Annotated in this window: 22 protein-coding genes; 16 read left to right on the forward strand and 6 right to left on the reverse strand. The window is 71.4% G+C overall.

From position 1 onward, the window contains the following. Positions 1-91: 91 nt before the first annotated feature. The 13 genes from LY12_RS07015 (at position 92) to LY12_RS07075 (ending at position 10740) form a co-directional block, all read left to right on the forward strand. Positions 92-853 carry a DeoR/GlpR family DNA-binding transcription regulator gene (locus LY12_RS07015; protein ID WP_253854134.1) on the forward strand — a complete coding sequence of 254 codons (762 nt, stop codon included), beginning with the start codon at positions 92-94 and terminating at the stop codon, positions 851-853. Then, positions 850-1794: a 1-phosphofructokinase gene (gene pfkB, locus LY12_RS07020; protein ID WP_253854136.1), complete on the forward strand. Its 945-nt coding sequence runs from the start codon at positions 850-852 to the stop codon at positions 1792-1794. The genes LY12_RS07015 and pfkB overlap by 4 nt, the downstream gene beginning before the upstream one ends. A 1-nt stretch (position 1795) precedes the next feature. Then, entirely contained in the window at positions 1796-2248 is a 453-nt protein-coding gene (locus LY12_RS07025) for a PTS sugar transporter subunit IIA (protein WP_253854138.1), read from the forward strand. Then, positions 2245-3804 carry a PTS fructose transporter subunit IIC gene (locus LY12_RS07030; protein ID WP_253854140.1) on the forward strand — a complete coding sequence of 520 codons (1560 nt, stop codon included), beginning with the start codon at positions 2245-2247 and terminating at the stop codon, positions 3802-3804. Before LY12_RS07025 ends, LY12_RS07030 begins: the two co-directional genes overlap by 4 nt. A 21-nt stretch (positions 3805-3825) precedes the next feature. Beyond that, the gene (locus tag LY12_RS07035) at positions 3826-4095 is read left to right on the forward strand and encodes an HPr family phosphocarrier protein (RefSeq protein WP_253854141.1); all 270 of its coding nucleotides are present in this window, start codon (positions 3826-3828) and stop codon (positions 4093-4095) included. Positions 4096-4197: 102 nt separating this feature from the next. Next, positions 4198-5046, forward strand: coding sequence for a crotonase/enoyl-CoA hydratase family protein (locus tag LY12_RS07040; protein ID WP_253854143.1), 849 nt, complete (start codon positions 4198-4200; stop codon positions 5044-5046). 56 nt (positions 5047-5102) lie between these two features. Beyond that, on the forward strand, positions 5103-6839 hold the full coding sequence (locus tag LY12_RS07045) for an AMP-binding protein (protein WP_253854145.1): 1737 nt from the start codon (positions 5103-5105) through the stop codon (positions 6837-6839). Between the two features lie 141 nt (positions 6840-6980). Further along, a complete protein-coding gene (locus LY12_RS07050) occupies positions 6981-7229 on the forward strand; it encodes a hypothetical protein (RefSeq protein ID WP_253854147.1) in 249 nt (82 codons plus the stop codon). Positions 7230-7538: 309 nt separating this feature from the next. Next, positions 7539-8108, forward strand: coding sequence for a cardiolipin synthase ClsA (gene clsA / locus LY12_RS07055; protein WP_253854970.1), 570 nt, complete (start codon positions 7539-7541; stop codon positions 8106-8108). A 117-nt stretch (positions 8109-8225) separates the two neighbouring features. Next, positions 8226-8618: a glycine cleavage system protein GcvH gene (gcvH, locus tag LY12_RS07060; protein WP_253854149.1), complete on the forward strand. Its 393-nt coding sequence runs from the start codon at positions 8226-8228 to the stop codon at positions 8616-8618. A gap of 138 nt (positions 8619-8756) precedes the next feature. After that, positions 8757-9209 (forward strand): glycogen accumulation regulator GarA, encoded by a 453-nt coding sequence (gene garA / locus LY12_RS07065; protein ID WP_183652303.1) that lies wholly within the window; start codon positions 8757-8759, stop codon positions 9207-9209. Continuing rightward, on the forward strand, positions 9206-9973 hold the full coding sequence (gene ftsR, locus LY12_RS07070; RefSeq protein ID WP_253854151.1) for a transcriptional regulator FtsR: 768 nt from the start codon (positions 9206-9208) through the stop codon (positions 9971-9973). Before garA ends, ftsR begins: the two co-directional genes overlap by 4 nt. Positions 9974-10266: 293 nt before the next feature. Further along, positions 10267-10740: a bifunctional nuclease family protein gene (locus LY12_RS07075; RefSeq protein ID WP_253854153.1), complete on the forward strand. Its 474-nt coding sequence runs from the start codon at positions 10267-10269 to the stop codon at positions 10738-10740. Between the two features lie 6 nt (positions 10741-10746). Here LY12_RS07075 and LY12_RS07080 read toward each other — a convergent pair whose 3' ends face one another. Beyond that, positions 10747-11331 (reverse strand): TetR/AcrR family transcriptional regulator, encoded by a 585-nt coding sequence (locus LY12_RS07080; protein ID WP_253854155.1) that lies wholly within the window; start codon positions 11329-11331, stop codon positions 10747-10749. A gap of 358 nt (positions 11332-11689) precedes the next feature. Between LY12_RS07080 and LY12_RS07085 the strand changes: the two genes are divergently transcribed. Next, on the forward strand, positions 11690-12259 hold the full coding sequence (locus LY12_RS07085) for a MerR family transcriptional regulator (protein ID WP_308292076.1): 570 nt from the start codon (positions 11690-11692) through the stop codon (positions 12257-12259). A 249-nt stretch (positions 12260-12508) separates the two neighbouring features. On the opposite strand, the gene LY12_RS07090 is transcribed toward LY12_RS07085, so the two are convergent. From LY12_RS07090 to LY12_RS07110, 5 genes are all read right to left on the reverse strand, one after another. After that, complete coding sequence (locus LY12_RS07090) at positions 12509-13912, reverse strand: YdhT family protein (RefSeq protein ID WP_253854157.1); 1404 nt, start codon at positions 13910-13912, stop codon at positions 12509-12511. 86 nt (positions 13913-13998) lie between these two features. Then, positions 13999-14895, reverse strand: a complete 897-nt coding sequence (locus LY12_RS07095) for a 3-methyladenine DNA glycosylase (RefSeq protein WP_253854158.1) — start codon at positions 14893-14895, stop codon at positions 13999-14001. Next, complete coding sequence (locus tag LY12_RS07100) at positions 14885-15931, reverse strand: hemolysin family protein (RefSeq protein ID WP_253854159.1); 1047 nt, start codon at positions 15929-15931, stop codon at positions 14885-14887. The genes LY12_RS07095 and LY12_RS07100 overlap by 11 nt, the downstream gene beginning before the upstream one ends. Then, the gene (locus LY12_RS07105) at positions 15928-17244 is read right to left on the reverse strand and encodes a hemolysin family protein (RefSeq protein WP_253854160.1); all 1317 of its coding nucleotides are present in this window, start codon (positions 17242-17244) and stop codon (positions 15928-15930) included. The genes LY12_RS07100 and LY12_RS07105 overlap by 4 nt, the downstream gene beginning before the upstream one ends. A gap of 241 nt (positions 17245-17485) precedes the next feature. Next, the gene (locus LY12_RS07110; RefSeq protein ID WP_253854161.1) at positions 17486-18064 is read right to left on the reverse strand and encodes a TetR/AcrR family transcriptional regulator; all 579 of its coding nucleotides are present in this window, start codon (positions 18062-18064) and stop codon (positions 17486-17488) included. 481 nt (positions 18065-18545) lie between these two features. On the opposite strand from LY12_RS07110, the gene LY12_RS07115 reads away from it, so the two are divergent. Both LY12_RS07115 and egtB read left to right on the forward strand, forming a co-directional pair. Further along, entirely contained in the window at positions 18546-19799 is a 1254-nt protein-coding gene (locus LY12_RS07115) for a glutamate-cysteine ligase family protein (RefSeq protein ID WP_253854162.1), read from the forward strand. A 263-nt stretch (positions 19800-20062) separates the two neighbouring features. Then, positions 20063-21358 carry an ergothioneine biosynthesis protein EgtB gene (gene egtB / locus LY12_RS07120; protein WP_253854163.1) on the forward strand — a complete coding sequence of 432 codons (1296 nt, stop codon included), beginning with the start codon at positions 20063-20065 and terminating at the stop codon, positions 21356-21358.

Consider the following 21358-nt stretch of genomic DNA (forward strand, 5'->3'; position numbering starts at 1 on the left):
CGTTGTGCATTCGCGTCCCGCACACGGTTGACATCCGCTCGTAACCCACATATAACCAACTAAACCAAAGCAAACCGGCAAGGAAAGCCACATGTACGCACAGGAGCGTCAGCGGAAGATCGCCGAGCGGGCCCGCGCCGAGGGTCGCGCCGACGTGGCCGAGCTCGCCGCCGACTTCGACGTCACGACGGAGACGGTCCGGCGCGACCTCACCGTCCTCGAACGGCAGGGCCTCCTTCGCCGCGTGCACGGGGGCGCCATTCCGGTCGAACGGCTCGGGTTCGAGCCCGGCCTCGCCGACCGCGACGCGGTTCTGACCTCGGAGAAGGAACGCATCGCGAAGGCGGCCCTCGCCGAGCTGCCGAACGAGGGCTCGATCCTGCTCGACGCGGGCACCACCACCGCCCGGCTCGCCGAGATCCTGCCGAACGACCGCGAACTGACCGTCGTGACCAACGCGGTTCCGCTCGTCGCCTCGCTGGCCGTGCGGCCGCAGCTGACCGTGCTGCTGTTGGGCGGAAAGGTCCGGGGCCGCACGATGGCGGCCGTCGAGGACTGGACGCTGCGCGCACTCGCCGACACCTACGTCGACGTGGCGTTCCTCGGCACCAACGGCATGTCCGCCGAACGGGGTCTGACCACACCGGACACCGGCGAGGCCGCCGTGAAACGGGCGATGATCCAGGCCGCGCGCCGGGTCGTCGTACTGGCCGATCACACGAAGGCGGGCAACGACTGTCTCGCGCGCTTCGGTGACCTCTCCGAGGCGGACGTGATCGTCACCGACAGTGGACTGGACCCCGAGCTGGGGGAGCGGCTCGCCGCAGCCGGACCCGAGGTGGTGCGGTCGTGATCGTCACCATGACGCCCAACCCGAGCATCGACCACACCGTCGAGGTCGCGTCCCTGCGCCGCGGCGAGGTGCTGCGGGCGCAACGGTCGCATGTGGACCCCGGTGGCAAGGGGGTCAACGTCTCGCGTGCGCTCGCCGCACACGGCCGCAAGACGGCAGCCGTGCTGCTCGCGGGCGGTGCCGAGGGTGCCCGCCTCACCGAGCTGCTCGACGAGCAGGGCGTCGCGGTCCGCGCGGTGCCCGTGGCCGAGGGGACCCGCACCAACATCACACTCGCCGAGCCTGACGGCACGGTCACCAAGCTCAACCTGCCGGGCCCCGCGTGCGCGGAGTCGGAACTCAACGCGCTGCTCGAGTCCACTCTCGCCGCGTGCAGCCACGGCACGACCTGGGTCGCGGGCTGCGGCAGTCTGCCGCCGGAGGCCACAGCCGACTGCTATGCGCGACTGGTCGTGTCGGCGCGGGCCGCAGGGGTCCGCGTGGCCGTCGACTCGTCGGGCCCGGCACTCGCGCGGAGCCTCGCCGCCGAACCCGACCTGGTCAAACCGAACCGGGAGGAGCTCGCGGTGTGCGCGGGCATTCCCGTCCGCACCCTCGGCGACGCCGCACGTGCCGCCGAGGTGTTGCGGGCACGGGGGGCGCGGGCCGTGCTCGCGAGCCTCGGCCCGGACGGGGCTGTCCTCGCCGACTCCCGCGGCGTCCTCCACGGCGAGGCGCCCGTCGAGGCCGCCCGCAGCAGCGTGGGCGCGGGCGACGCGCTACTCGCAGGCTTCCTCGCCGCCGGGGGCGGCAGGGAGGCGCTGCCCGCGGCGCTGGCATGGGGCGCCGCCGCCACCGGGCTCGCCGGCAGCCGGATGCCGGCACCGCCCGACGTCGACCGCGTCGGCGTCACGATCCACCCCGCGGTCGACGGCGATCGCGTACTCGAAGAGGAGTGCTGACATGGCCGAACTGATCACCGCCGACTTCGTCGACCTCGATCTCCGCGGCAGTGACCGCGAAGAGGTCACCGCAGGCCTGGCCCGGCAGCTGGCCGGAGCGGGCCGCGTCAGCGATCTCGACGGGTTCCTCGCCGACCTGCGCGAGCGGGAGGCGCAGATGCCCACCGGTATCGAAGGTGGCATCGGCATCCCGCACGCACGGTCGGCGCACGTCACCGAGCCGACGCTGGGCTTCGGGCGCAGCAAGTCCGGTGTGGACTTCGGTGCCTCGGACGGCCCGGCACACCTGATCTTTCTCATCGCCGCGCCGGAGGGCGGCGATGACGAGCACCTCAGCGTGCTCGGTGCGCTCGCCCGGCGCCTGATGCACCAGTCGTTCCGCCAGTCGCTGCTCGACGTCTCCGACGCGGAGTCCGTCGTGCGCCTCGTCCGCGAGGAGGTGTTCGGACAATGAAGTTCGTCGCCGTCACCGCGTGCCCCACCGGCATCGCGCACACCTACATGGCCGCCGAGGCCCTCGAACAGGCCGCCACCGCCGCGGGGCACGAGATCTCCGTCGAGACACAGGGCTCCGCCGGCTCGGCACCACTGTCCGCCGACGACATCGCGGCCGCCGACGCGGTCGTGTTCGCCGCCGACGTCGACGTGCGCGACCGCGAGCGGTTCGCGGGCAAACCACAGGTCACGGCAGGCGTGAAAGCCGCGATCAACGACGCCGCCGCTCTCGTCGAACAGGCCGCGACCGCCGCCAGGTCCGCCGCCGACACCCCCACCGACACCGCCGCCTCCGCCGAGACCTCGGAGGGGCCCGGCGGTGAGCCGGAACCGGTCCCGTCGGCACCCGAACCGGAGACCGCGGTCGACGCGCACGCCGGGGCGGGCACGCGCCTGCGCCAATGGTTGATGACCGGCGTGAGCTACATGATCCCGTTCGTCGCGGCCGGCGGCATCCTCATCGCCGTCGCGTTCCTGGTCGGCGGCGCCGAGATCGCGGCCGTCGTGGACGGCGGCGACTTCCGCGGCGTGCACTACGACGGCATCTCCGACCCGGCGGACCTGCTCGGCGAGGCGGGGATCGCGGGCGTGCTGTTCAAGGTCGGCTCGACGGCGTTCGACATGCTCGTCCCGATCCTGTCCGGGTTCATCGCGTTCGGCATGGCCGACCGGCCGGGCATCGCGCCGGGCATCGTCGGCGGGCTGCTCGCCAGCGCGATCGGCGCCGGATTCCTCGGTGGCCTGGTGTCCGGTCTGCTCGCGGGTTTCGTCGTCATGGGGCTGAAACGGATCAAGGTGCCACGCGGCGTCGCCGGCGTGATGCCGGTCGTCGTGATCCCGCTCGTGGCGTGCTTCGTGGTCGGCCTGCTGATGCTCGTGGTCGTCGGCGAACCCATCGCGGCCGCGCAGAGCGGCATGACCGACTGGCTCGCCGGTCTCTCCGGTGGCACGGCGTGGCTGCTCGGCGGCCTGCTCGGCCTCATGATGGCCTTCGACACGGGCGGCCCGGTCAACAAGGTCGCCTACACGTTCGGCATCGCGGCACTGGCCAGCGGTGACACCGTGATCATGGCCGCGGTCATGGCGGCCGGCATGACGCCCCCGCTGGGGCTGGCGCTCGCGACCGTCGTCCGCCGGCGGCTGTTCACGCGGGCGGAGCGCGACGCCGGCAAGGCCGCCTGGCTGCTCGGGCTGTCGTTCATCACCGAGGGCGCCATCCCGTTCGCCGCAGCCGATCCGCTGCGCGTGATCCCGTCGCTGATGGCGGGCAGCGCCACGACCGGTGCGCTCGTGGTCGCGTTCGGCGCGACCTCGCCCGCACCGCACGGCGGGATCTGGGTGGTCGGACTGGTCGGCTCGCCGCTGCTGTACCTCGTCGCCGTCGCCGCGGGAATGGTCGTCACCTGTGGCTGCCTGGTGGCGGTCAAGAGCATCGGCCGCCGCGAGCGGCCCGCCAGGCCGGAGCCCGCGGCCGTGGCACCGGAACAGGGACTCATCGGCGCCCAGCAGGGTTAGCCGACAGGGAAGGAGCATCCGATGATGGAACGTCACGTGACCGTGGGCTCGGCGGTGGGCCTGCACGCCAGGCCCGCTGCCGTGTTCGCCAAGGCGGCCGCGAGCCAGCCGGTGCCGGTGACGATCGGCAAGGCCGGCGCCGACCCGGTCGACGCGCGCAGCGTGCTGTCGGTGATCGGCCTCGGCGCGCGCAACGGCGACGAGGTCGTCCTGCGCGCCGACGGGCCCGAGGCCGAGCGTGTGCTGGATGAACTGGCCGCGGTCGTCGCCACGGATCACGACGGGTCGTGACCGGGCGCGGGCCGGGTGGCCTCACCCGGCCCGCGCCGTCCCGGCGGCCGGTGCGCGCGGGCCCTGTCGGCGGCGGCCGGCACGTGAGCGAGGATGACGGCCATGAACGCCGAGCACACCGCCACACTGCCCGAGAATCCGGTCGCCTTCGACATCCGCCGTGACGGTCACATCGCCGAGGTCACGCTCCTCGGCCCCGCCAAGGGCAACGCCATGGGCCCGGACTTCTGGCGTGAACTGCCGTTGGTCTTCCGGGCGCTCGACGCCGACCCCGACGTGCGGGCGATCGTGCTGGCTGGCAGCGGCAAGCACTTCTCGTACGGTCTCGACCTGAACGCGATGCTGCCGGGGTGGAGCGAGTTCCTCGCAGGCGACGCCCAGGCGGGTCCGCGCACCCGGTTCCTCGACGAGGTGCGGACGATGCAGGACGCCGTCAGCACGGTCGCCAAGTGCCGCACACCGGTGATCGCCGCCGTGTCCGGCTGGTGCATCGGCGGCGGCGTCGACCTCATCGCCGGTGCCGACATCCGGCTGGCCAGCGCCGACGCACAGTTCAGCGTGCGGGAGGTCAAGGTCGCTATCGTCGCTGACATCGGCAGCCTGCAGCGCCTCGGCGGGATCATCGGCGAGGGGCACCTGCGGGAGCTCGCCCTCACCGGCAAGGACATCGACGCCGCACGCGCCGAGAAGATCGGCCTCGTCAACGACGTCCACCCCGACCGGGACGCGCTGCTGACCGCCGCGCGCGAGCTGGCCGCCGAACTCGCGGCCAATCCTCCGCTGGTCGTGCGGGGGATCAAGGACGTACTGTCCATGGGCACCGAGCAGCAGGTCGACGCCGGGCTGCGGTACGTGTCCGCGTGGAACGCGGCGTTCCTGCCCAGCAAGGACCTCGGTGAGGCGGTGCAGGCGTTCCTGGAGAAGCGCCCGCCCCACTTCACCGGCGAATAGCGCCCGGCAGCAGACAGCACGGCACCGGACACTGGCGAGCGAGGAGAAACACGAACGTGAGCAACGAGGCCCACACCGCCCACTCGAACCCGGCCGGCCGGGACGGTCACGACGAGTTCCGGCGTGCCCGGGACTTCCTGGTGGCCCACCGCGAGGAGTACGACACGGCACGCGAGGGTTTCCGCTGGCCCGAGCTGACGGAGTTCAACTGGGCGCTCGACTGGTTCGACCGCGTGGCGGCCGATCCGGCCAACGCCGACCGGTATGCGCTGTGGATCGTGGAGGAGGACGGCACCGAGGGCCGGTGGACCTACCCCGAACTGGCACGCCGGTCCAACCAGGTGGCGAACTGGCTGCGCGCCCAGGGCGTGCGGCGCGGGGACCGGCTGATCCTGATGCTCGGCAATCAGGTCGAGCTGTGGGAGACGATCCTCGCCGCGATCAAGCTCGGTGCCGTGCTCATCCCGGCGACGACGCTGCTGGGGCCCGCCGACCTGCGCGACCGCGTGGACCGGGGACAGGCCCGGCACGTCGTGGCGCGGTCGGCCGATGCGGAAAAGTTCGCCGACGTTCCCGGCGGCTACACGCGTATCGCCGTCGGCGAACCCACGGGCGGCTGGTTGTCGTACGCCGACGCCTACTCGGCCGACGCCGCGTTCACCCCGGACGGCACGACGCAGGCCACCGACCCACTGCTGCTGTACTTCACGTCGGGCACGACCGCCAAGCCGAAACTGGTGCAGCACACGCACGTGTCGTACCCGGTGGGGCACCTGTCGACGATGTACTGGATCGGCCTCGAACCCGGCGACGTGCACCTGAACGTCGCGTCGCCCGGCTGGGCGAAACACGCCTGGAGCAACGTGTTCGCGCCGTGGAACGCCGAGGCCACGGTCTTCCTGTACAACTACACGCGGTTCGACGCCGACGCCCTGCTGGCCCAGCTGGAGCGATGTGGAGTCACGAGTTTCTGCGCCCCGCCGACGGTGTGGCGGATGCTGATCCAGGCGGACCTGAGTGCGCTGCCGACACCGCCCACCAAGGTCGTCGGCGCGGGCGAACCGCTGAACCCGGAGGTCATCGAACAGGTGCGGGCGGCGTGGGGCGTGCTCATCCGCGACGGGTTCGGCCAGACCGAGACCACGGTGCAGATCGCCAACACGCCGGGGCAGCAGGTCAAACCGGGGTCGATGGGCCGGGCGGTGCCGGGCTTCGACGTCGTGCTGGTCGACCCGGCCAGCGGCGAGCCTGCCACGGAGGGCGAACTGTGTCTCGACCTGTCGCGGCGGCCCACCGGTCTGATGGTCGGCTACGCGGGCGACGAGGAGCGCACGGCCACGGCGTTCGCGGATGGCTACTACCACACCGGTGACGTCGGCTCGATCGACGAGGACGGCTACATCACCTACGTCGGCCGCACCGACGACGTGTTCAAGGCCTCGGACTACCGCATCTCACCGTTCGAACTGGAGAGCGTGCTGCTGGAGCACGAGGCGGTCGCCGAGGCGGCCGTGGTGCCCGCTCCGGACCCGGTCCGCCTGGCCGTGCCGAAGGCGTACGTCGTGCTCGCCTCGGGGTACGCTCCCGACGGCGCGACCGCCGAGAGCATCCTCGCGTTCTGCCGGGAGCACCTGGCGCCGTACAAGCGGGTGCGCAGGCTCGAATTCGCCGAGTTGCCGAAGACGATCTCCGGCAAGATTCGCAGGGTCGAGCTGCGCGGCAAGGAGAACGACGCAGCGGAGCGCCCGGCAGGGGAGTTCCGCGACGAGGATTTCCCCGGTGTGAAGGGCTGACCGGCCGCACGGCGGAGCGGACGTCCCGGTCGCGTGCGCAGTCTGCTGTGGACTGTTCACGCGGACGGGCCCGCCGCGCGGACGGGTGAACCACACGGCGGCCGGTTAACGCCGCGTCCCGCGATGCCGATAACCAGGGTGATGAACGACAGTGAGCAACGCACCGCCCGGAATCCCGGCGCGCAGCGTGACGCGAAGGCGTCCCGGCAGACCACGAGCGCGCCACCCACGACGCCTTGCACGGTCGTGTGGAGTCAGGGCAGGCCGTACGTGCTCGAGAACCCCACCGGCCGCCCTCGCTGGATGGGCATGGACCGGCACGGCCGGCCGCAGGCCCTCACCGGTGACGAGCTGTGCCGCCGCGGCTGGAGTTACCACCGCGCCCGGTGACCGGCACCGGTCGTCCGCACCGCCGTGTCGGCACCGCAGCGGGCCGCTGTTCGGTGAGCTGCCCGGTGAGGCCGGCCACGCCACCCGCGCCCGGTGGCTCGATACGGTGAACGGGTGAACGAGTCTGCGGGGTCGGGGGAGCGGACGGGCCGGGAAGCCCGCCGTCAGTGCTCGGGCGGGAACACGGGCCCAGCGGAAACAGGGGGCACGGTGGCTCACGAGGGCCCGGGTGACGAGGACCCGGGTGACTCGGCTGTGAGGGCCGGGTCCGCCGCTGCGGACGCGCCGTCGTTGCTGCGGCAGGCCGTCATGCCGCCGAACCTGCTGTCGATTCTGCGGCTGGCCGGTGTCCCGGTGTTCCTGTGGCTGCTGCTCGGCCCCCACGCCGACGGCTGGGCGCTGGCGATCCTCGTGTTCAGCGGGCTGACCGACTGGCTCGACGGCAAACTCGCCCGTTGGCTGAATCAGATGAGCAGGCTGGGACAGCTGCTCGACCCGGCGGCCGACCGGCTCTACATCGTCGCCACGCTCGTGGCGTTCCTGCTTCGCGACATCGTCCCCTGGTGGGCCGTCGGCGTGCTGCTGCTGCGCGAGGGCGTCGCGGGGATCTGCGTCCTGGTGCTGCGGTACAACCGGTTCGCGCCACCCGAGGTCACCTACGTCGGCAAGGGCGCCACGTTCGTCCTCATGTACGCCTTCCCGCTGTTGCTGCTCGTCCAGGGGGATTCGACCGCGGCCACGATCGCGGCTCCGCTGGCCTACGCGTTCACGATCTGGGGCGGTGTGCTGTACGTGTGGTCCGGCGTGCTCTACGCGGCGCAGACCCTGCTGGCGGTGACGCGCGACCGCCGCAGCCGGAGGCGCAGGGCGGCCGGTTGAGCCGGTCGTGAACGCAGTCGCCGGGCGCGTGGGAACGACGTCGGCCTGACGTGATCGCGGCGCCGTGCGACGATTCCCCTCGTTCGTGGCCACGCAGGGAGTGAAAGGGGAACGACCTTGGCTGCACAGTCCACACCGGAGGAACTGCGCTACACCGAGGACCACGAATGGGTCGCCGAGCGCGACGAGGGCGTCGTGCGGGTGGGTATCACCGAGTACGCCCAGGACCAGCTGGGCGACGTGGTGTTCGTCGATCTTCCGGAGGCCGGCGCCGAGGTGGCGGCCGGTGACACCGTCGGCGAGGTCGAGTCGACCAAGAGCGTGTCCGAGATCTACGCACCGTTGGACGGTGAGATCATCGCCGTCAACGACGCGGTCACGGCCACCCCGGAGCTGATCAACGGCGACCCCTACGGTGAGGGCTGGCTCGTCGAGCTCCGCGTCGCCGATCCGGCGACCCTGGAGGGGTTGCTCGACGCCGAGGCATACCAGCGCCTGACCGGGAGTTGATCGGGGAGCCCGGGCATTGCGCGCGGCCGACCGCGCGGTACGTTGAGGCGCACCAGGTTTCATGGCCGCCTGCGGTTTCGCGACCACGGGCGGTGAGAAGACCAAGCGACACACTGTCAGTGCGTAAGGAGAGCTCAGGTGAGCACGAACGACGGGCCCGAGATTCCCCCGGAGGGAGCTCCGGAGAAGACCTCCGTGTTCCGGGCGGACTTCCTGTCGGAAGGGGAAGGGCAGGAGGCGCCGGCGGTCGAGCCGCAGGAGGCCGGCGTTGACGCGCTGCCCGCGGGTTCGGCGTTGCTGGTGGTCAAGCGGGGCCCGAACGCGGGTTCGCGATTCCTGCTCGACCGCGACACGACGAGCGCGGGTCGGCACCCCGACAGCGACATCTTCCTCGACGACGTCACCGTCTCGCGGCGGCACGCGGAGTTCCGCCGCGAAGGCGGGTCCTTCGTCGTGATCGACGTCGGCAGCCTCAACGGCACGTACGTCAACCGTGAGCCGGTCGATCAGGCCGTCCTGGCGGGCGGCGACGAAGTGCAGATCGGCAAATTCCGTCTGGTGTTCCTGACCGGAGGCCAGGGGGCGCAGTGACGGCTGCCGGACGGCAACCACGCGAGGGTTTGAGCATCGGGGCCGTGCTGGCGCAACTGCGCAACGATTTCCCCGGGGTGACGATCTCGAAGATCAGGTTTCTCGAATCCGAGGGTCTGGTCCGGCCTGCTCGTACGCCGTCCGGCTACCGTCAGTTCACGACCGCCGACGTGGAGCGGCTCCGGTTCGTCCTGACGGCGCAACGTGATCACTATCTGCCGCTGAAGGTCATCAAGGAGCAGCTCGACGCGATGGATCGTGGTGCGGCTCCGGGGCACGAACGCGAGTCCGACCCCGAGCTGCGCCCCGCGCGGCGGCTGGTTCCCCTCGACGCTCGTGACACCGGGGTCGGGGTGCCCGCGCCGACGGCGGACGACTTCGCCGGCGAGACCTCGGCACGGTTGTCGGTGGAGCAGTTGCTGGCCGAAGCGGAGATCGACGAGGCGCAGCTGGCCGAACTCGTCCAGTACGGCCTGATCCGGCCCGGTGCCGGTGGATTCTACGACGCCGACGCGGTGACGATCGCGAAGACGGTCACCGCGATGGGGGCGTTCGGCATCGAACCGCGGCACCTGCGGGCGTTGCGGGTCTCGGCCGACCGCGAGGTCGGACTGCTCGAGCAGGTCGTGGCGCCGGTGTACCGGCACCGCGACGAGGGCGCGAGGGAACGCGGCGACGAGCTCGTCCGCGAACTGGCGGCGCTGTCGGTCACGCTGCACACCCTGTTGGTGAAGACGGGCATCCGGGGGCTGACCCACGGGTGAGGCGCACGGCCGCTCCGCCCGCCGGCATTCGGCGGCGGGCGGTGGCGCTCGGACGGAGCACTGCGGCGGTCACGGCCGCAGCAGCCGGGTGGCGAAACTTCGGTGTAGCGCCCGGGATGACGTACGGTTGAAGGCGGGCTCGAAGAGACCGGGCCGGCGAGAGTGAGAAGCGAGCACAGCGCACCGATGGCGGGTAGCGTCGGCGGTGTCCGCGTGGAATCCGCGTGGGCCGGCCGAACGGCTGATCCACCGCTAGCGCTGCAGCCCGCGCGCAGAGAGGGAGGCGAAGCCCGATGAGCGAGATGCGCGTCGTCGGCGTCCGGGTCGAGCTGCCCGCGAACCAGCCGATCTTGTTGCTGCGGGAGACGGACGGCGAGCGGTACCTGCCGATCTGGATCGGCTCGGTGGAGGCGACTGCGATCGCCTTGGAACAGCAAGGCGTGCGGCCCGCCCGTCCGCTGACTCACGATCTGCTCAAGGACGTCATCGGCGGCCTCGGCCGCGACCTGGAACAGGTGATCATCACCGACCTGCAGGAGAGCACCTTCTTCGCCGAACTCGTGTTCGACGGCGACGTGCGGGTGTCCGCACGGCCCAGTGACTCCGTCGCGCTCGCCCTCCGCATGGGCGTGCCGATTCATGCGGAGGAGGGCGTGCTCGACGAAGCCGGCCTGATCATCCCGGACGAGCAGGAGGACGAGGTCGAGAAGTTCCGCGAGTTCCTCGACTCCGTCTCGCCGGAGGACTTCCGCGGCGCCGACACGTAGTCATCGTCAGTCCGCGCGGACGGCCCGGTCGAACAGGTCGGTCAGTTCGCGTCCGCAGGCGTCCGGATCGAGGTCGGGTTCCCGGCGGAGGCGGAGGATCACGCCGTCGACGGCCTGGCGCATGACGAGTGCCATGACCTTCGGGTCGAGCTCGCGGAACACCCCGTGCCGTATGCCCTGGGCGAGTTGCCGTTCGAGCCTGCCGAACCGGATCGCATACACGACCTGAGCCGAGACGTCCGCATCGTCGGCGGTGGCCGCGTGGGTGCCGATCTCGACGAGCGCGGCCGATTCCCGCGGATGGGCGGCGAGGAAGGCGACCTCGCCGGTCAGCTGGCCGAGCAGCAGGCGGCCGAGGTCCCGCTCCTCGCCGAGTCGCTGCGCGACGAACGTGTCCTGCCGGTCGACGACGGTTCCCAGGGTCGCCTGGACGAGATCGGCCTTGCCGGCGAAGTGGTAGGAAACCATCCGGGTGCTCGACAGGTCCGCCCGTTCGACGATCCTGGCGAACGAGGTCTTCGCGTAGCCCAGGTCCGCGATGGTGGCGATCGTGGCGTCGATGATCTGCCTGCGGCGGACGTCTTCGGTCACCGTCAGCCCGGCGCCCGCACCGAAATCGCTGAGGTCGGCGTCGCCGACAGGGGAGGCGTCCGAGGCCCCAGGGTGTGAAGTTGCAGTGTCTGAGGTCGTGGTGGACGGCCGATTTACCTGCATGAGTAACAAATTACTCGACCAAGTAAAACATGGCAAACGGGTAATCGGGTCGAGATGTCGTCACGGTGCCCGCGCGTCGCGTTGACCGCCCCGTGGGGCAGGCATACCGTTCGAAGAGCGACGAAACGCGCCGTGGCCGGCGACCGGGCCCCACGGGCGTGGGTCGTACCGGTCGACCCGTCCGGGTCGGCGGTCTTGTTTCGTCGGCCGCGCGGCCGGGCGAGAGGAGGCATGCGTGGTCGACGACAGTCCGATCAGGGGCATCGACGGTGGCGAGCAGGAAGCGTTGTTTCCCGACGACTCGCTGCCGGACGAGCTGGTTGGCTACCGTGGCCCAGCGGCCTGTCAAATCGCCGGAATCACCTACCGTCAGCTGGATTACTGGGCGCGTACCAAGCTGATCGCGCCGAGTATCCGCACGGCGCACGGTTCGGGATCGCAGCGGCTGTACTCGTTCAAGGACCTGCTGGTCCTGAAGATCATCAAGCGGCTCCTCGATACGGGGATCTCCCTGCAGAACATCCGGGTCGCGGTCGACCACCTGCGCGGCAGGGGAGTGCGCGACCTGGCGCGGGTGACCCTGTTCTCCGACGGGACGACCGTCTACGAATGCACGTCACCGGAGGAGATCGTCGATCTGCTCCAGGGTGGGCAGGGCGTGTTCGGTATCGCCGTCAGTGGTGCGATGCAGGAGATCAGCGGTTCGCTGCACGAGTTTCCCGCGGAGCGTGCCGATGGTGGAGAGCTCGACACCCCGATGGCCGACGAGCTGTCGCAGCGGCGCAACGCCCGCCGCACCGGCTGAACCACGCCTCGTTCGGCGCGACCATCGCCGCACCGAACGACCACAGTTTCCGAACGGCTACAGCGCCCGAACGCTCGCGAGTGTTCGGGCGTCATTGTGTGCACCGGCCGACCCGTTCTGTATAACGTTCTATACGGCACGTCGCTGGTGGGTCGGCTTCCTCCTCTCCTTCCTGCCGTCGACGGGTCGAGAACCGCCCGGAAGGGAGGGAGCCGGACCGCGAACGCAGCGCGCGGTCCGGCGACTCGGTCAGCCCGTGAACCCGGCCTTGGCGAATCGTTTCTGCTGCTCCGGCGAAGTCAGGTGCGCACGGAACGACTGCGCGGCCCGCTGTTGCACCGTGTCGACGCCGTTGCCGGCGAGGCTGACGTAGGTGAACGTGCCGTCCGGTCCGGACGTGAGCTTCTCGGGGGAGGCGCCGATCCGGTCGGGTTGTTTCGAGGCGAGGCGGTCGGACCACGCCGTGTCGCCGGTGATCCATGCGGCGGGGGTGCCGCGGGTGCGATCGCCCGTCAGGTCGGTGAAGACCTCCGAGGGCGTGCCCGGCTGCACCTTCACGGTGATGCAATGCCCGTGGACCACGGTGTCGTCGTCGTTCCAAGCCTTGGCCGCCTCCTGGACGGGTTCGGCCACGGCCGGGGCGGTGGCCACCCGCAGCGTGGAGCGGCCTTCCTGGCACGCCGCCGCCTGGGCCTCGGCCCGGTTCGACAGCACGCCGTCGGCCCAGTTCCAGCCGAAGATCCCCACCACGATGAGCACCACGAGCACACCGCACGCCACGGGCCATGCCGCGATTCTCCGCTTGGGCTTCTTGTCCACCGCGCGATGACTGCCCGTCGAGGTGACCGTGCCGTGCCTGCCCGTCGACGTCACGGCCCGGCGGCCACCGGTAGCGCTGACCGCGCTGCGTTCACCGGTAGCGCTAACCGCGCTGCGTTCACCTGTCGCGCTAACCGCGCTGTGGCGGCCGCTGGCGGTGACACGCCGGCGCCCGCCGGTCGATGTCACCGCGTCGCGGTCGCCGGCCGTGCCGGACGAGCCCGTGCCGGACCGAGTCGCACCCGGGGCGGCATCGGGGGGCGGAGTGGCGCCTGCGGACCGAGCGGCACCGGATGCGTTCGCGGCCTCCGGCACGGACGCGGCGGCGTTGCCGGGACGCCCGGCCGCAGCAGCAGGGGGCGCCGCGGCGGAGCCGGATGTCTCGGCGGAGCCGGATGTCACAGCGGAGCCGGATGTCTCGGCGGAGCCGTACGTCGCGGCAGCGCCGGACGTCACCGGGTGGCCGGCGTCGTGGTGGCGTGGCCGTTCGGGACGTGGCCGCGGGCGAGGGGGCCTGGCCGCGGCCGCCGCGTCCTGGCCGCGGCCGTCGCCGTCGGCCGGAACGGGTTCGATGCGCGTGGTCAGTTCGGCCGCGCTCTCGTCCGCGTCGGGGGCCGGTGCGACGGGGTGCATCGCGGGCGAGGTGGACACGACGTCGTTCGGTGCCGGTGCGTAGCCCGGAGTGCTGCGGTACGACGCCGGCGGCGTCGTGGTGTCGCGGAACCAGTCCTCCGGCGAGCCGCCCGTACGTGCGCCGCCGATCGCCTGTCTGGCCTTACGCAGCGGATCAGGCTGCCCGGGAGCCGGGTCCTCGGCTCGGTAGTGCCGCCCCATTCGCGTCCTCTCACCTGCACGGAGTGCTGATCACACTCTGTCGACGTGACAAAAACGTAACCACCCTAACAGCCCAGCCCGCTGGGTCACTGTGATTCGGATCCGACTTCCGTCGCCGAAAGCAACCCGCGGTAGAGGGTGATCAGCCGTTCGCGTAGCGGAGCCGCGCGCCGGGCGAACGCTGCCTGCTGCCGCGCGTACTCGGCCCGCCCCGCCGGGGTCTCGATGCGCACGGGGGAGTATCCGAGCGCCGAGAGATCGTAGGGACTGGCGCGCATGTCGAGTACGCGGATGTCGGCCGCCAGCTCGAAGCAGTCGCCCAGCAGCTCCGACGGTACGAGCGGGCCGAGCTTGTAGGCCCATTTGTACAGGTCCATACCGACGTGCAGGCAACCGGGCTGGTCGAGGTCGCGCTGCGTCTCGCGGGTCGGCTGCACCGTGTTCAGTGGCCGCGCCTGCTCGGTGAAGAACCGGAAGGCGTCGAAGTGGCCGCAGCGGATGTCGAGGTTCTCGACGACCTCGTCGGTGCCCGCGGATCCCAGGCGCAGCGGTAACTGAGCGTGTCGGACCTCCTCGGCGGGGTGGCGATACACCATGGCCCATTCGTGGAGGCCGAAGCAGTTCAGCCGCGGTGGCCGTGCCCCCGTCGCCTCCAGCAGGGAGACCACGTAGCGCGCCATGCGGGCGCGTTTGGGCGGCAGCACCGGATCGGCACGGACGCCGCCGGTGGTGGCCACGTACCCGGTGCGGTCGAGGAACCGGGCGGCGCCGCCCCCGGTGAGCAGCACCTCCGGCCCCGGCTGCCAGCGTTCCAGCTGCGAGGGCGGCAGCGAGTAGTACGTGAACAGGAAGTCCAGTACGGGATGCTTCTCGCCGCGCGACCGTCGCGCCTGGTGTGGACCGGTCCACGGCCGCATGCGCGCGGTGTGGGCCTCCTCGCGGGCACGCCACTCCGGCTCGGTGAGCACCGTGTCAGGTGACATGCGTGCCGTCCCGCACCGTGCCGACGTACTCCTCGACCAGATCCTCCAACGCCGCCACGCCGATCACCGCGCCGGTGTCGTCGGTGGCCGTGGCCAGGTGGCTGCCTTCCCGGCGCATCGCCGACAGGGCGGTGTCGAGGCGCGCGTGCACCGGTAGCTCGGTCAACCGGCGGATCTTGCTCGCAGGGACCTGTGCGCCCGGATCGTCGCCGAGGTGGGCGAGGACGTCCTTGACGTGCAGGTACCCGACGAGCCGGCCGTCGCCTGCGCGCAGCGGATAGCGGGAGAACCCCGTCGCGGACACGGCGGCCTCGACGTCGCCGAGCGTCGGATGATCCGGCACGGTGCGGAGATCTGCCATCGGCACGACGATGTCGGCGACCGTCTTGTCGGCCGACGAGAGGGTCTGCGACAGGCGCCGGTGCTCGGCGTGCTCGATGAGTCCCTCGCGGCGCGACTCGCTGAGCAGCGCGGCCAGTTCGTCGGAGGTGTAACCGGTGTCGACCTCGTCCTTCGGCTCCACCCGCATCAGCCGGAGAACCCCGTTGGCGATGCCGTTGAGCAACCAGAGGAACGGGTGCACCAGGCGGACCCACGCCACATGCACGGGCACGAGCCACAGCGCCATCCGCTCGGGTTCGGCGATCGCGATGTTCTTCGGCACCATCTCACCGACCAGCACGTGAAGCAGGGTGATGGCCACGAGCGTGACGACGAAGGCGACGGGGTGGATCACGTACTCGGGAATCGGCACGCCGAGAGCGTGGACGGCGGCCTCGAGCTGGTGCGCCACCGCCGGTTCGCCGAACTGGAGCAGCAGCAGCGAGCACACCGTGATGCCCAGCTGCGCCCCGGCGAGCATCAGCGACACGTTCTGGCCCGCCTTGATGACGATCTTGGCGCGGCTCGTGCCCGCGGCCAGCAGCGCTTCGAGGCGGTCGCGCCGGGAGGAGATGAGCGCGAACTCGGCGCCGACGAAGAACGCGTTGAACGCCAGTAGGACGGCGATGAGGGAGATGGCGACCCAGTCGTTCACGCGGCCACCTCCCGTCGCTCGACGCGGACCTCGGCGATGCGGTGCCGGTCCATCTCGGTGACGGTGAGCCGCCAGCCGTCGATGTCGACCGCGTCGTCGACGTCGGGGATGCGGCCCAGCCGTTCGAGGATCAGGCCGGCGATCGTCTCGTAGTCCCCGTCGGGCATCGCGAACCCGGTGATGTCGGCGACCTCGTCACCGCGCAGCTGCCCCGAGACGGCCCAGCTGGCTGCGTCGATCTGCTGCGAGGACGGTTCCTCGCGGTCGTCGTGCTCGTCCCGGACGTCGCCGATGATCTCCTCGACGACGTCTTCGAGGGTGACGAGTCCGGCACTGCCGCCGTACTCGTCGACCACGATCGCGAGCTGGAACCGGGACGCGCGGAGCCGGTCGAGCAGTGCGTCCCCCGGCAGCGACTCGGGCACGGTCGGGACGGGTCGCATCACCGAGCCGATCGGCACCGTGCGGCGCTGATCGGCGCGGACGGTGAACGCCTGCTTGACGTGCGCGGCGCCCTGGACGTCGTCGAGGTCCTCGCGGTACACGGGGAAGCGCGACAGGCCGGTGCTGCGGGACAGGTCGACGAGATCGGCGACCGTGTCGTCCACGTGCAGCGACGCGACCCGTACGCGCGGGGTCATCAGTTCCGCGGCGGTGCGCTCGCCGAACCGCAACGAGCGGTCGAGCAGCTGGGCCGTCGCGACGTCGAGGGTGCCGCTGGCGGCACTCGTGCGCACGATCGAGCCCAGTTCCTGGGGCGAACGCGCCGAGCGCAGCTCCTCCTGCGGCTCGACGCCGAGCTTGCGGACGACGACGTTGGCGCTGTTGTTCATGAGCGTGATCAGCCAGCGGAACAGCGCGGAGAACCGGGAGTGGTATCCGGCGACCGCCCGCGCCGTCTTCAGCGGCAGCGAGACGGCGAGGTTCTTCGGCACCATCTCGCCGATGACCATGGACAGTGCGGTGGCCAACAGCATCGACAGCACCAGGGACGCCCCGCGCGCGCCGCTGTCGGGCAGGCCGAGTCCGGTCAGGGCCGGGCGGATGACCTTCCCGAGGAGCGGTTCGGCGACGTAGCCCGTCAGCAGGGTCGTGAGCGTGATCGCGACCTGGGCGCCCGACAGCTGGAACGACAGCGTCCGGTGCGCCTTGAGCACGGTCTTCGATCGGCGGTCGCCGACCTGGCGGACGTTGGCCTCGATGGTGCTGCGTTCGAGTGTGGTGAGGGAGAATTCGGCGGCCACCGCGAGCCCGGTGCCGACGGTCAGCAGCACGACGACCAGCAGGCCCCCGACGGTGAGCAGGACGTCCATCAGGCTGCGCCGCCCTGGCCGGGACGGACGGGGCGGACAAGGGGAGACATCAGCGAGCCGGGTCTGTCACCCGGCCGAATACTGTCTCCCGGTGACTGCGCATCGCGCACGAACGACGTCAACTCCTCGGAGAACACGGACCGACAGGGAACAGGGGTATCTTAACCAGGACAAACGGTGGCGACGGCGGCGGAGTTCCCGAATCCGGCCCGGCCGCGCCCCGGGCTGCGGGTGAGCGGGCTCAGTCGCCGCGGTGGCGGCGGACGCTGTCCTCGACGACGTCCAGGACGGGTTCCAGATCGTCCGCGGGCAGGCCCATGGCGAGGTGGGAGACCAGGCCTTCGAGGACGAGCTGCAGATACTCGGCGAGGACGCCGACACCGATGTCGTCGCGCAGGTTCCCGGACCGGCGCTGCCATTCGAGCCGGTTGCGCGTGGCGACGGTGAGCTGCTGCGAGTGCTCGGCCCACCGGCCGCGGAACTCCGGGTCGGTGCGCAGCCTGCGGGAGACCTCGAGGCGGGTGCCGAGCCAGTCGGCCGGGTGTTCGGAGTCACCGGCCAGCAGGTCCCGCATCACCTGGACCAGTCCCTGTTCGGCGACGACGTCGGCCATGCGGGCGGCGTCGTCCTCGGCGAGCGCGAGGAACAGCGACTCCTTGTCGCGGAAGTGGTGGAAGATGGCACCGCGTGACAGGCCGGTCGCCTCCTCGAGCCGGCGGACGGTGGCACCCTCGTAGCCGAACCGCCCGAAACACAGGCGTGCACCGTCGAGGATCTGGCGCCGACGCGCCTCGAGGTGGTCCTGGCTGACCCGTGGCATTCATCGATCTTGACACCGGCCGGGGAGAGGACGCAAACCGTACGTACGTACTGGGAGGTGAGGTCGGCTCGGCGGGATCCGTGCGGGCAGTGCGTTGCGGGCAGAGCGTTGGGGACATCGCGTTGGAGGCAATGCGTTGGGGCGTTGCGTGCGGGTGCCCGTGCAGAGGCTGCGATTGTCGGTGGGCGCCGGTAGCGTCCGACATCGACGGTCCCCGAGCGGATGCGGTGGTCGCATGACGGCGATGCACGGTTCTGTCACTCCAACCCCGGACACCCCCACTCCCGGTACTCCACGCCGGGACACCTCACCCTCGGACGCCTCGATGTCCGGGGTCGCCACGTCCGGCAATCCCACGACGGGTGATCCCACGAGGGGTGATCCCACAACCGGGAACCCGGCTCCCGGAGATCCGGCGCCGGGCGACTCGGCGGGCGCCGGATCCGGCCCGGCCGGCGCTGACGGCCCTGCTGGTGCTGCGGTGTCCGCGGGCGCCAGGGAGGCGGCCGCGGAGGTCGCGGCGTGTGCGGTCGCCGATCGCGCCGAAGGGGAGGCCTACGTCGCCTCGGTCTGTTTCAAACACGGTCCGCCGCGGCTGACCGGTGCCGAGCTCGAGTTCCTCGTCCACGACGCCGTCGACCCGCGCCGCGCTCCGGACCCCGATCGGCTGCGCCGCGCGCTCGGTGGGCACGCGCCGGCCACCCTGGTGCCCGGGGGTCGCGCCGCGCCGCTGCCTTCCGGGTCGGCCCTCACCCTCGAACCCGGCGGCCAGGTGGAGATCTCCACGCGGCCGCACACGTCGCTGCGGGGCCTGATGACCGACGCGGAGGCCGATCTGGCCCACGTCACCGACCTACTCGCCGGGGAGGGGCTGGTGCTGGGGGAACGGGCGATCGACCCGCTGCGTCCACCCGTGCGCATCCTCGACACCGAGCGGTACGCGGCGATGCAGCGCCGCTTCGCGGCGTTCGGCCCGGGCGGGGAGACGATGATGTGCAGCACCGCGGCGGTACAGGTGTGCGTCGACGCCGGTGAGGCCGTCGCGGTTCCGGCCCGGTGGGCGGCGGTGCACGCCCTCGGTCCGGTCCTGCTCGCGTTGTTCGCCAACTCGCGCACGCACACCGGCCGTGACACGGGGTACGCCTCGGCGCGCTGGCGGGCCGTGATGGACACCGAACCGGCGCGGACCGACCCCGCGGCAGCCGGCGACGCCGTCGCGGACCCGCCCGCCCGCTGGGCATCCCGCGTGCTGGACACACCCCTGATGGTGCGCAGGCGGACGGCCGGATCGTGGGACGCGCCGTCCCGGCTGACGTTCGCCGATTGGATCGCCCGCCGCGGCGCCGCGCGGCACTGGGCACCACCGACGTTCGCGGACCTGGACTACCACCTGACCACGCTGTTCACGCCGGTGCGCCCGCGTGGGCACCTCGAGGTGCGCTACATCGACGCCCAGCCGCCCGGTCGCTGGGTCGATCCCGTCGCACTGCTGGTTGCGCTGGTGCGCACGCCCGCGGTCGTCGATCGTGTCCGGGAGGTCTGCGCGCCCACCGAGGGCCGCTGGGCCGATGCCGCCCGGCTGGGCCTCGCCGATCCGGCATTGCACCGCGGCGCACGTGCGGTCGCCGAGCTCGGCTGCGACGGGCTGGCCGATCTCGACCTGCCGCCGGTGCTGACCGACGAGATCGTCACGGCCGTCGCAGCGCGGTTGGACGGCCGCCCGCGCACCGGGTGACGCCGAAACCGGTCCCGCCGGCCGGTGTGCGAGAGCCCCTGCGCGTCGACCCGTTGACCGTCGCCGTTCCCGTTGTCGTTTCCGTTGTTGTTCGAGGAGGAAGCATGGCCACGTCCGATCCTGCCCCGGCTCCCACTCCTTCACCCAGCCCCACTCTTCCACCAGCGCCGACCGCTTCACCCGGTCCTACGGCCTCACCCGGTCCCACGGCCTCACCCGGTACCGCGCCGGAAGGGCCGGATCGGGCCGGCTCCGCCGAGGAGTTGCGTGCCCGGGCGGCCGCCGCGCTGGACCGGGCACGCCGGCGCACCGCGGCGCTGACCGACATCGACGACGCGGAGCTCACCCGGCAGCATTCGAAGCTCATGTCGCCGCTGGTGTGGGATCTCGCGCACGTCGGCAGTCAGGAGGAGATCTGGCTCGTGCGGGACGTCGGCGGGCGTGAACCGCTGCGCCCCGACATCGATGATCTCTACGACGCGTTCCAGCATCCGCGTTCCGACCGGCCGGCACTGCCGCTGCTCGGGCCGGACGAAGCGCGCGCCTACGTGGGGCAGGTCCGGGAGAAGGCACTCGACGCCCTCGACCGCGTGCCGCTGGAGGGCAGCGGGCTGACCGCGTCGGCGTTCGCGTTCGGCATGATCGCCCAGCACGAGCAGCAGCACGACGAGACGATGCTCGCGACCCACCAGCTGCGGCGAGGCGACCCGCTGCTCGACGCGCCCGCACCGCCCGGCCGGCGTGCCGGACCGCTGCCGGAGGAGGTCGTCGTGCCCGCGGGGTCGTTCGTCATGGGGACGTCGGTCGAGCCGTGGGCACTCGACAACGAACGGCCGGCGCACGAGGTCCACGTCGACGCGTTCGCGCTCGACACGGTCCCCGTCACGAGTGGGCGGTACGCCGCGTTCGTCGACGCCGGCGGATACACCGATCCGCGGTGGTGGAGCGAGGCGGGCTGGGCGTACGTGACCGGCAACGGCATCGGCGCGCCGCGATTCTGGTATCGCGACGGCGGCCGCTGGCGGCGCAGGCGGTTCGGCGTCGACGAACCGGTCCCGGCCGACGAGCCGGTGTTGCACGTGTCGTTCCACGAGGCGGAGGCCTACGCCGCGTGGGCCGGCAAACGGCTGCCCACGGAGGCGGAATGGGAGAAGGCGGCCCGGCACGATCCGTCGACCGGCCGTTCGCTGCGCTACCCGTGGGGCGACGAGGAACCCACGGCCGAGCGCGCCAACCTCGGCCAGCGGCACCTCCGGCCCGCCCCGGTCGGCGCCTATCCGGACGGCGTGTCGCCGGTCGGGGCACACCAGTTGATCGGCGACGTCTGGGAGTGGACCGCCACGGACTTCGCGGGCTACCCGGGCTTCGCGGCGTTCCCGTACCGGGAGTACTCCGAGGTGTTCTTCGGCAGTGACCACAAGGTGCTTCGCGGCGGTTCGTTCGGCACGGACCCGGTGGCGATCCGCGGCACGTTCCGCAACTGGGACTTCCCGATCCGGCGGCAGATCTTCACGGGTTTCCGTTGTGCGCGCGATCTGTCCCGGGACGAGGTGGTGTGA

The organism is Prauserella alba, assembly GCF_024171735.1.
Classification (GTDB): Bacteria; Actinomycetota; Actinomycetes; order Mycobacteriales; family Pseudonocardiaceae; genus Prauserella; species Prauserella alba.

What these genes read in the sequence shown, in the direction of transcription:
- LY12_RS07050 (WP_253854147.1), top strand. Translation starts at nt 6,981, where the DNA reads ATGAACGACAGTGAGCAACGCACCGCCCGGAATCCCGGCGCGCAGCGT.
- LY12_RS07075 (WP_253854153.1), top strand. Translation starts at nt 10,267, where the DNA reads ATGAGCGAGATGCGCGTCGTCGGCGTCCGGGTCGAGCTGCCCGCGAAC.
- clsA (WP_253854970.1), top strand. Translation starts at nt 7,539, where the DNA reads ATGCCGCCGAACCTGCTGTCGATTCTGCGGCTGGCCGGTGTCCCGGTG.
- LY12_RS07040 (WP_253854143.1), top strand. Translation starts at nt 4,198, where the DNA reads ATGAACGCCGAGCACACCGCCACACTGCCCGAGAATCCGGTCGCCTTC.
- LY12_RS07105 (WP_253854160.1), bottom strand. Translation starts at nt 17,244, where the DNA reads ATGGACGTCCTGCTCACCGTCGGGGGCCTGCTGGTCGTCGTGCTGCTG.
- LY12_RS07035 (WP_253854141.1), top strand. Translation starts at nt 3,826, where the DNA reads ATGATGGAACGTCACGTGACCGTGGGCTCGGCGGTGGGCCTGCACGCC.
- LY12_RS07095 (WP_253854158.1), bottom strand. Translation starts at nt 14,895, where the DNA reads ATGTCACCTGACACGGTGCTCACCGAGCCGGAGTGGCGTGCCCGCGAG.
- LY12_RS07110 (WP_253854161.1), bottom strand. Translation starts at nt 18,064, where the DNA reads ATGCCACGGGTCAGCCAGGACCACCTCGAGGCGCGTCGGCGCCAGATC.
- LY12_RS07090 (WP_253854157.1), bottom strand. Translation starts at nt 13,912, where the DNA reads ATGGGGCGGCACTACCGAGCCGAGGACCCGGCTCCCGGGCAGCCTGAT.
- LY12_RS07030 (WP_253854140.1), top strand. Translation starts at nt 2,245, where the DNA reads ATGAAGTTCGTCGCCGTCACCGCGTGCCCCACCGGCATCGCGCACACC.
- LY12_RS07025 (WP_253854138.1), top strand. Translation starts at nt 1,796, where the DNA reads ATGGCCGAACTGATCACCGCCGACTTCGTCGACCTCGATCTCCGCGGC.
- LY12_RS07015 (WP_253854134.1), top strand. Translation starts at nt 92, where the DNA reads ATGTACGCACAGGAGCGTCAGCGGAAGATCGCCGAGCGGGCCCGCGCC.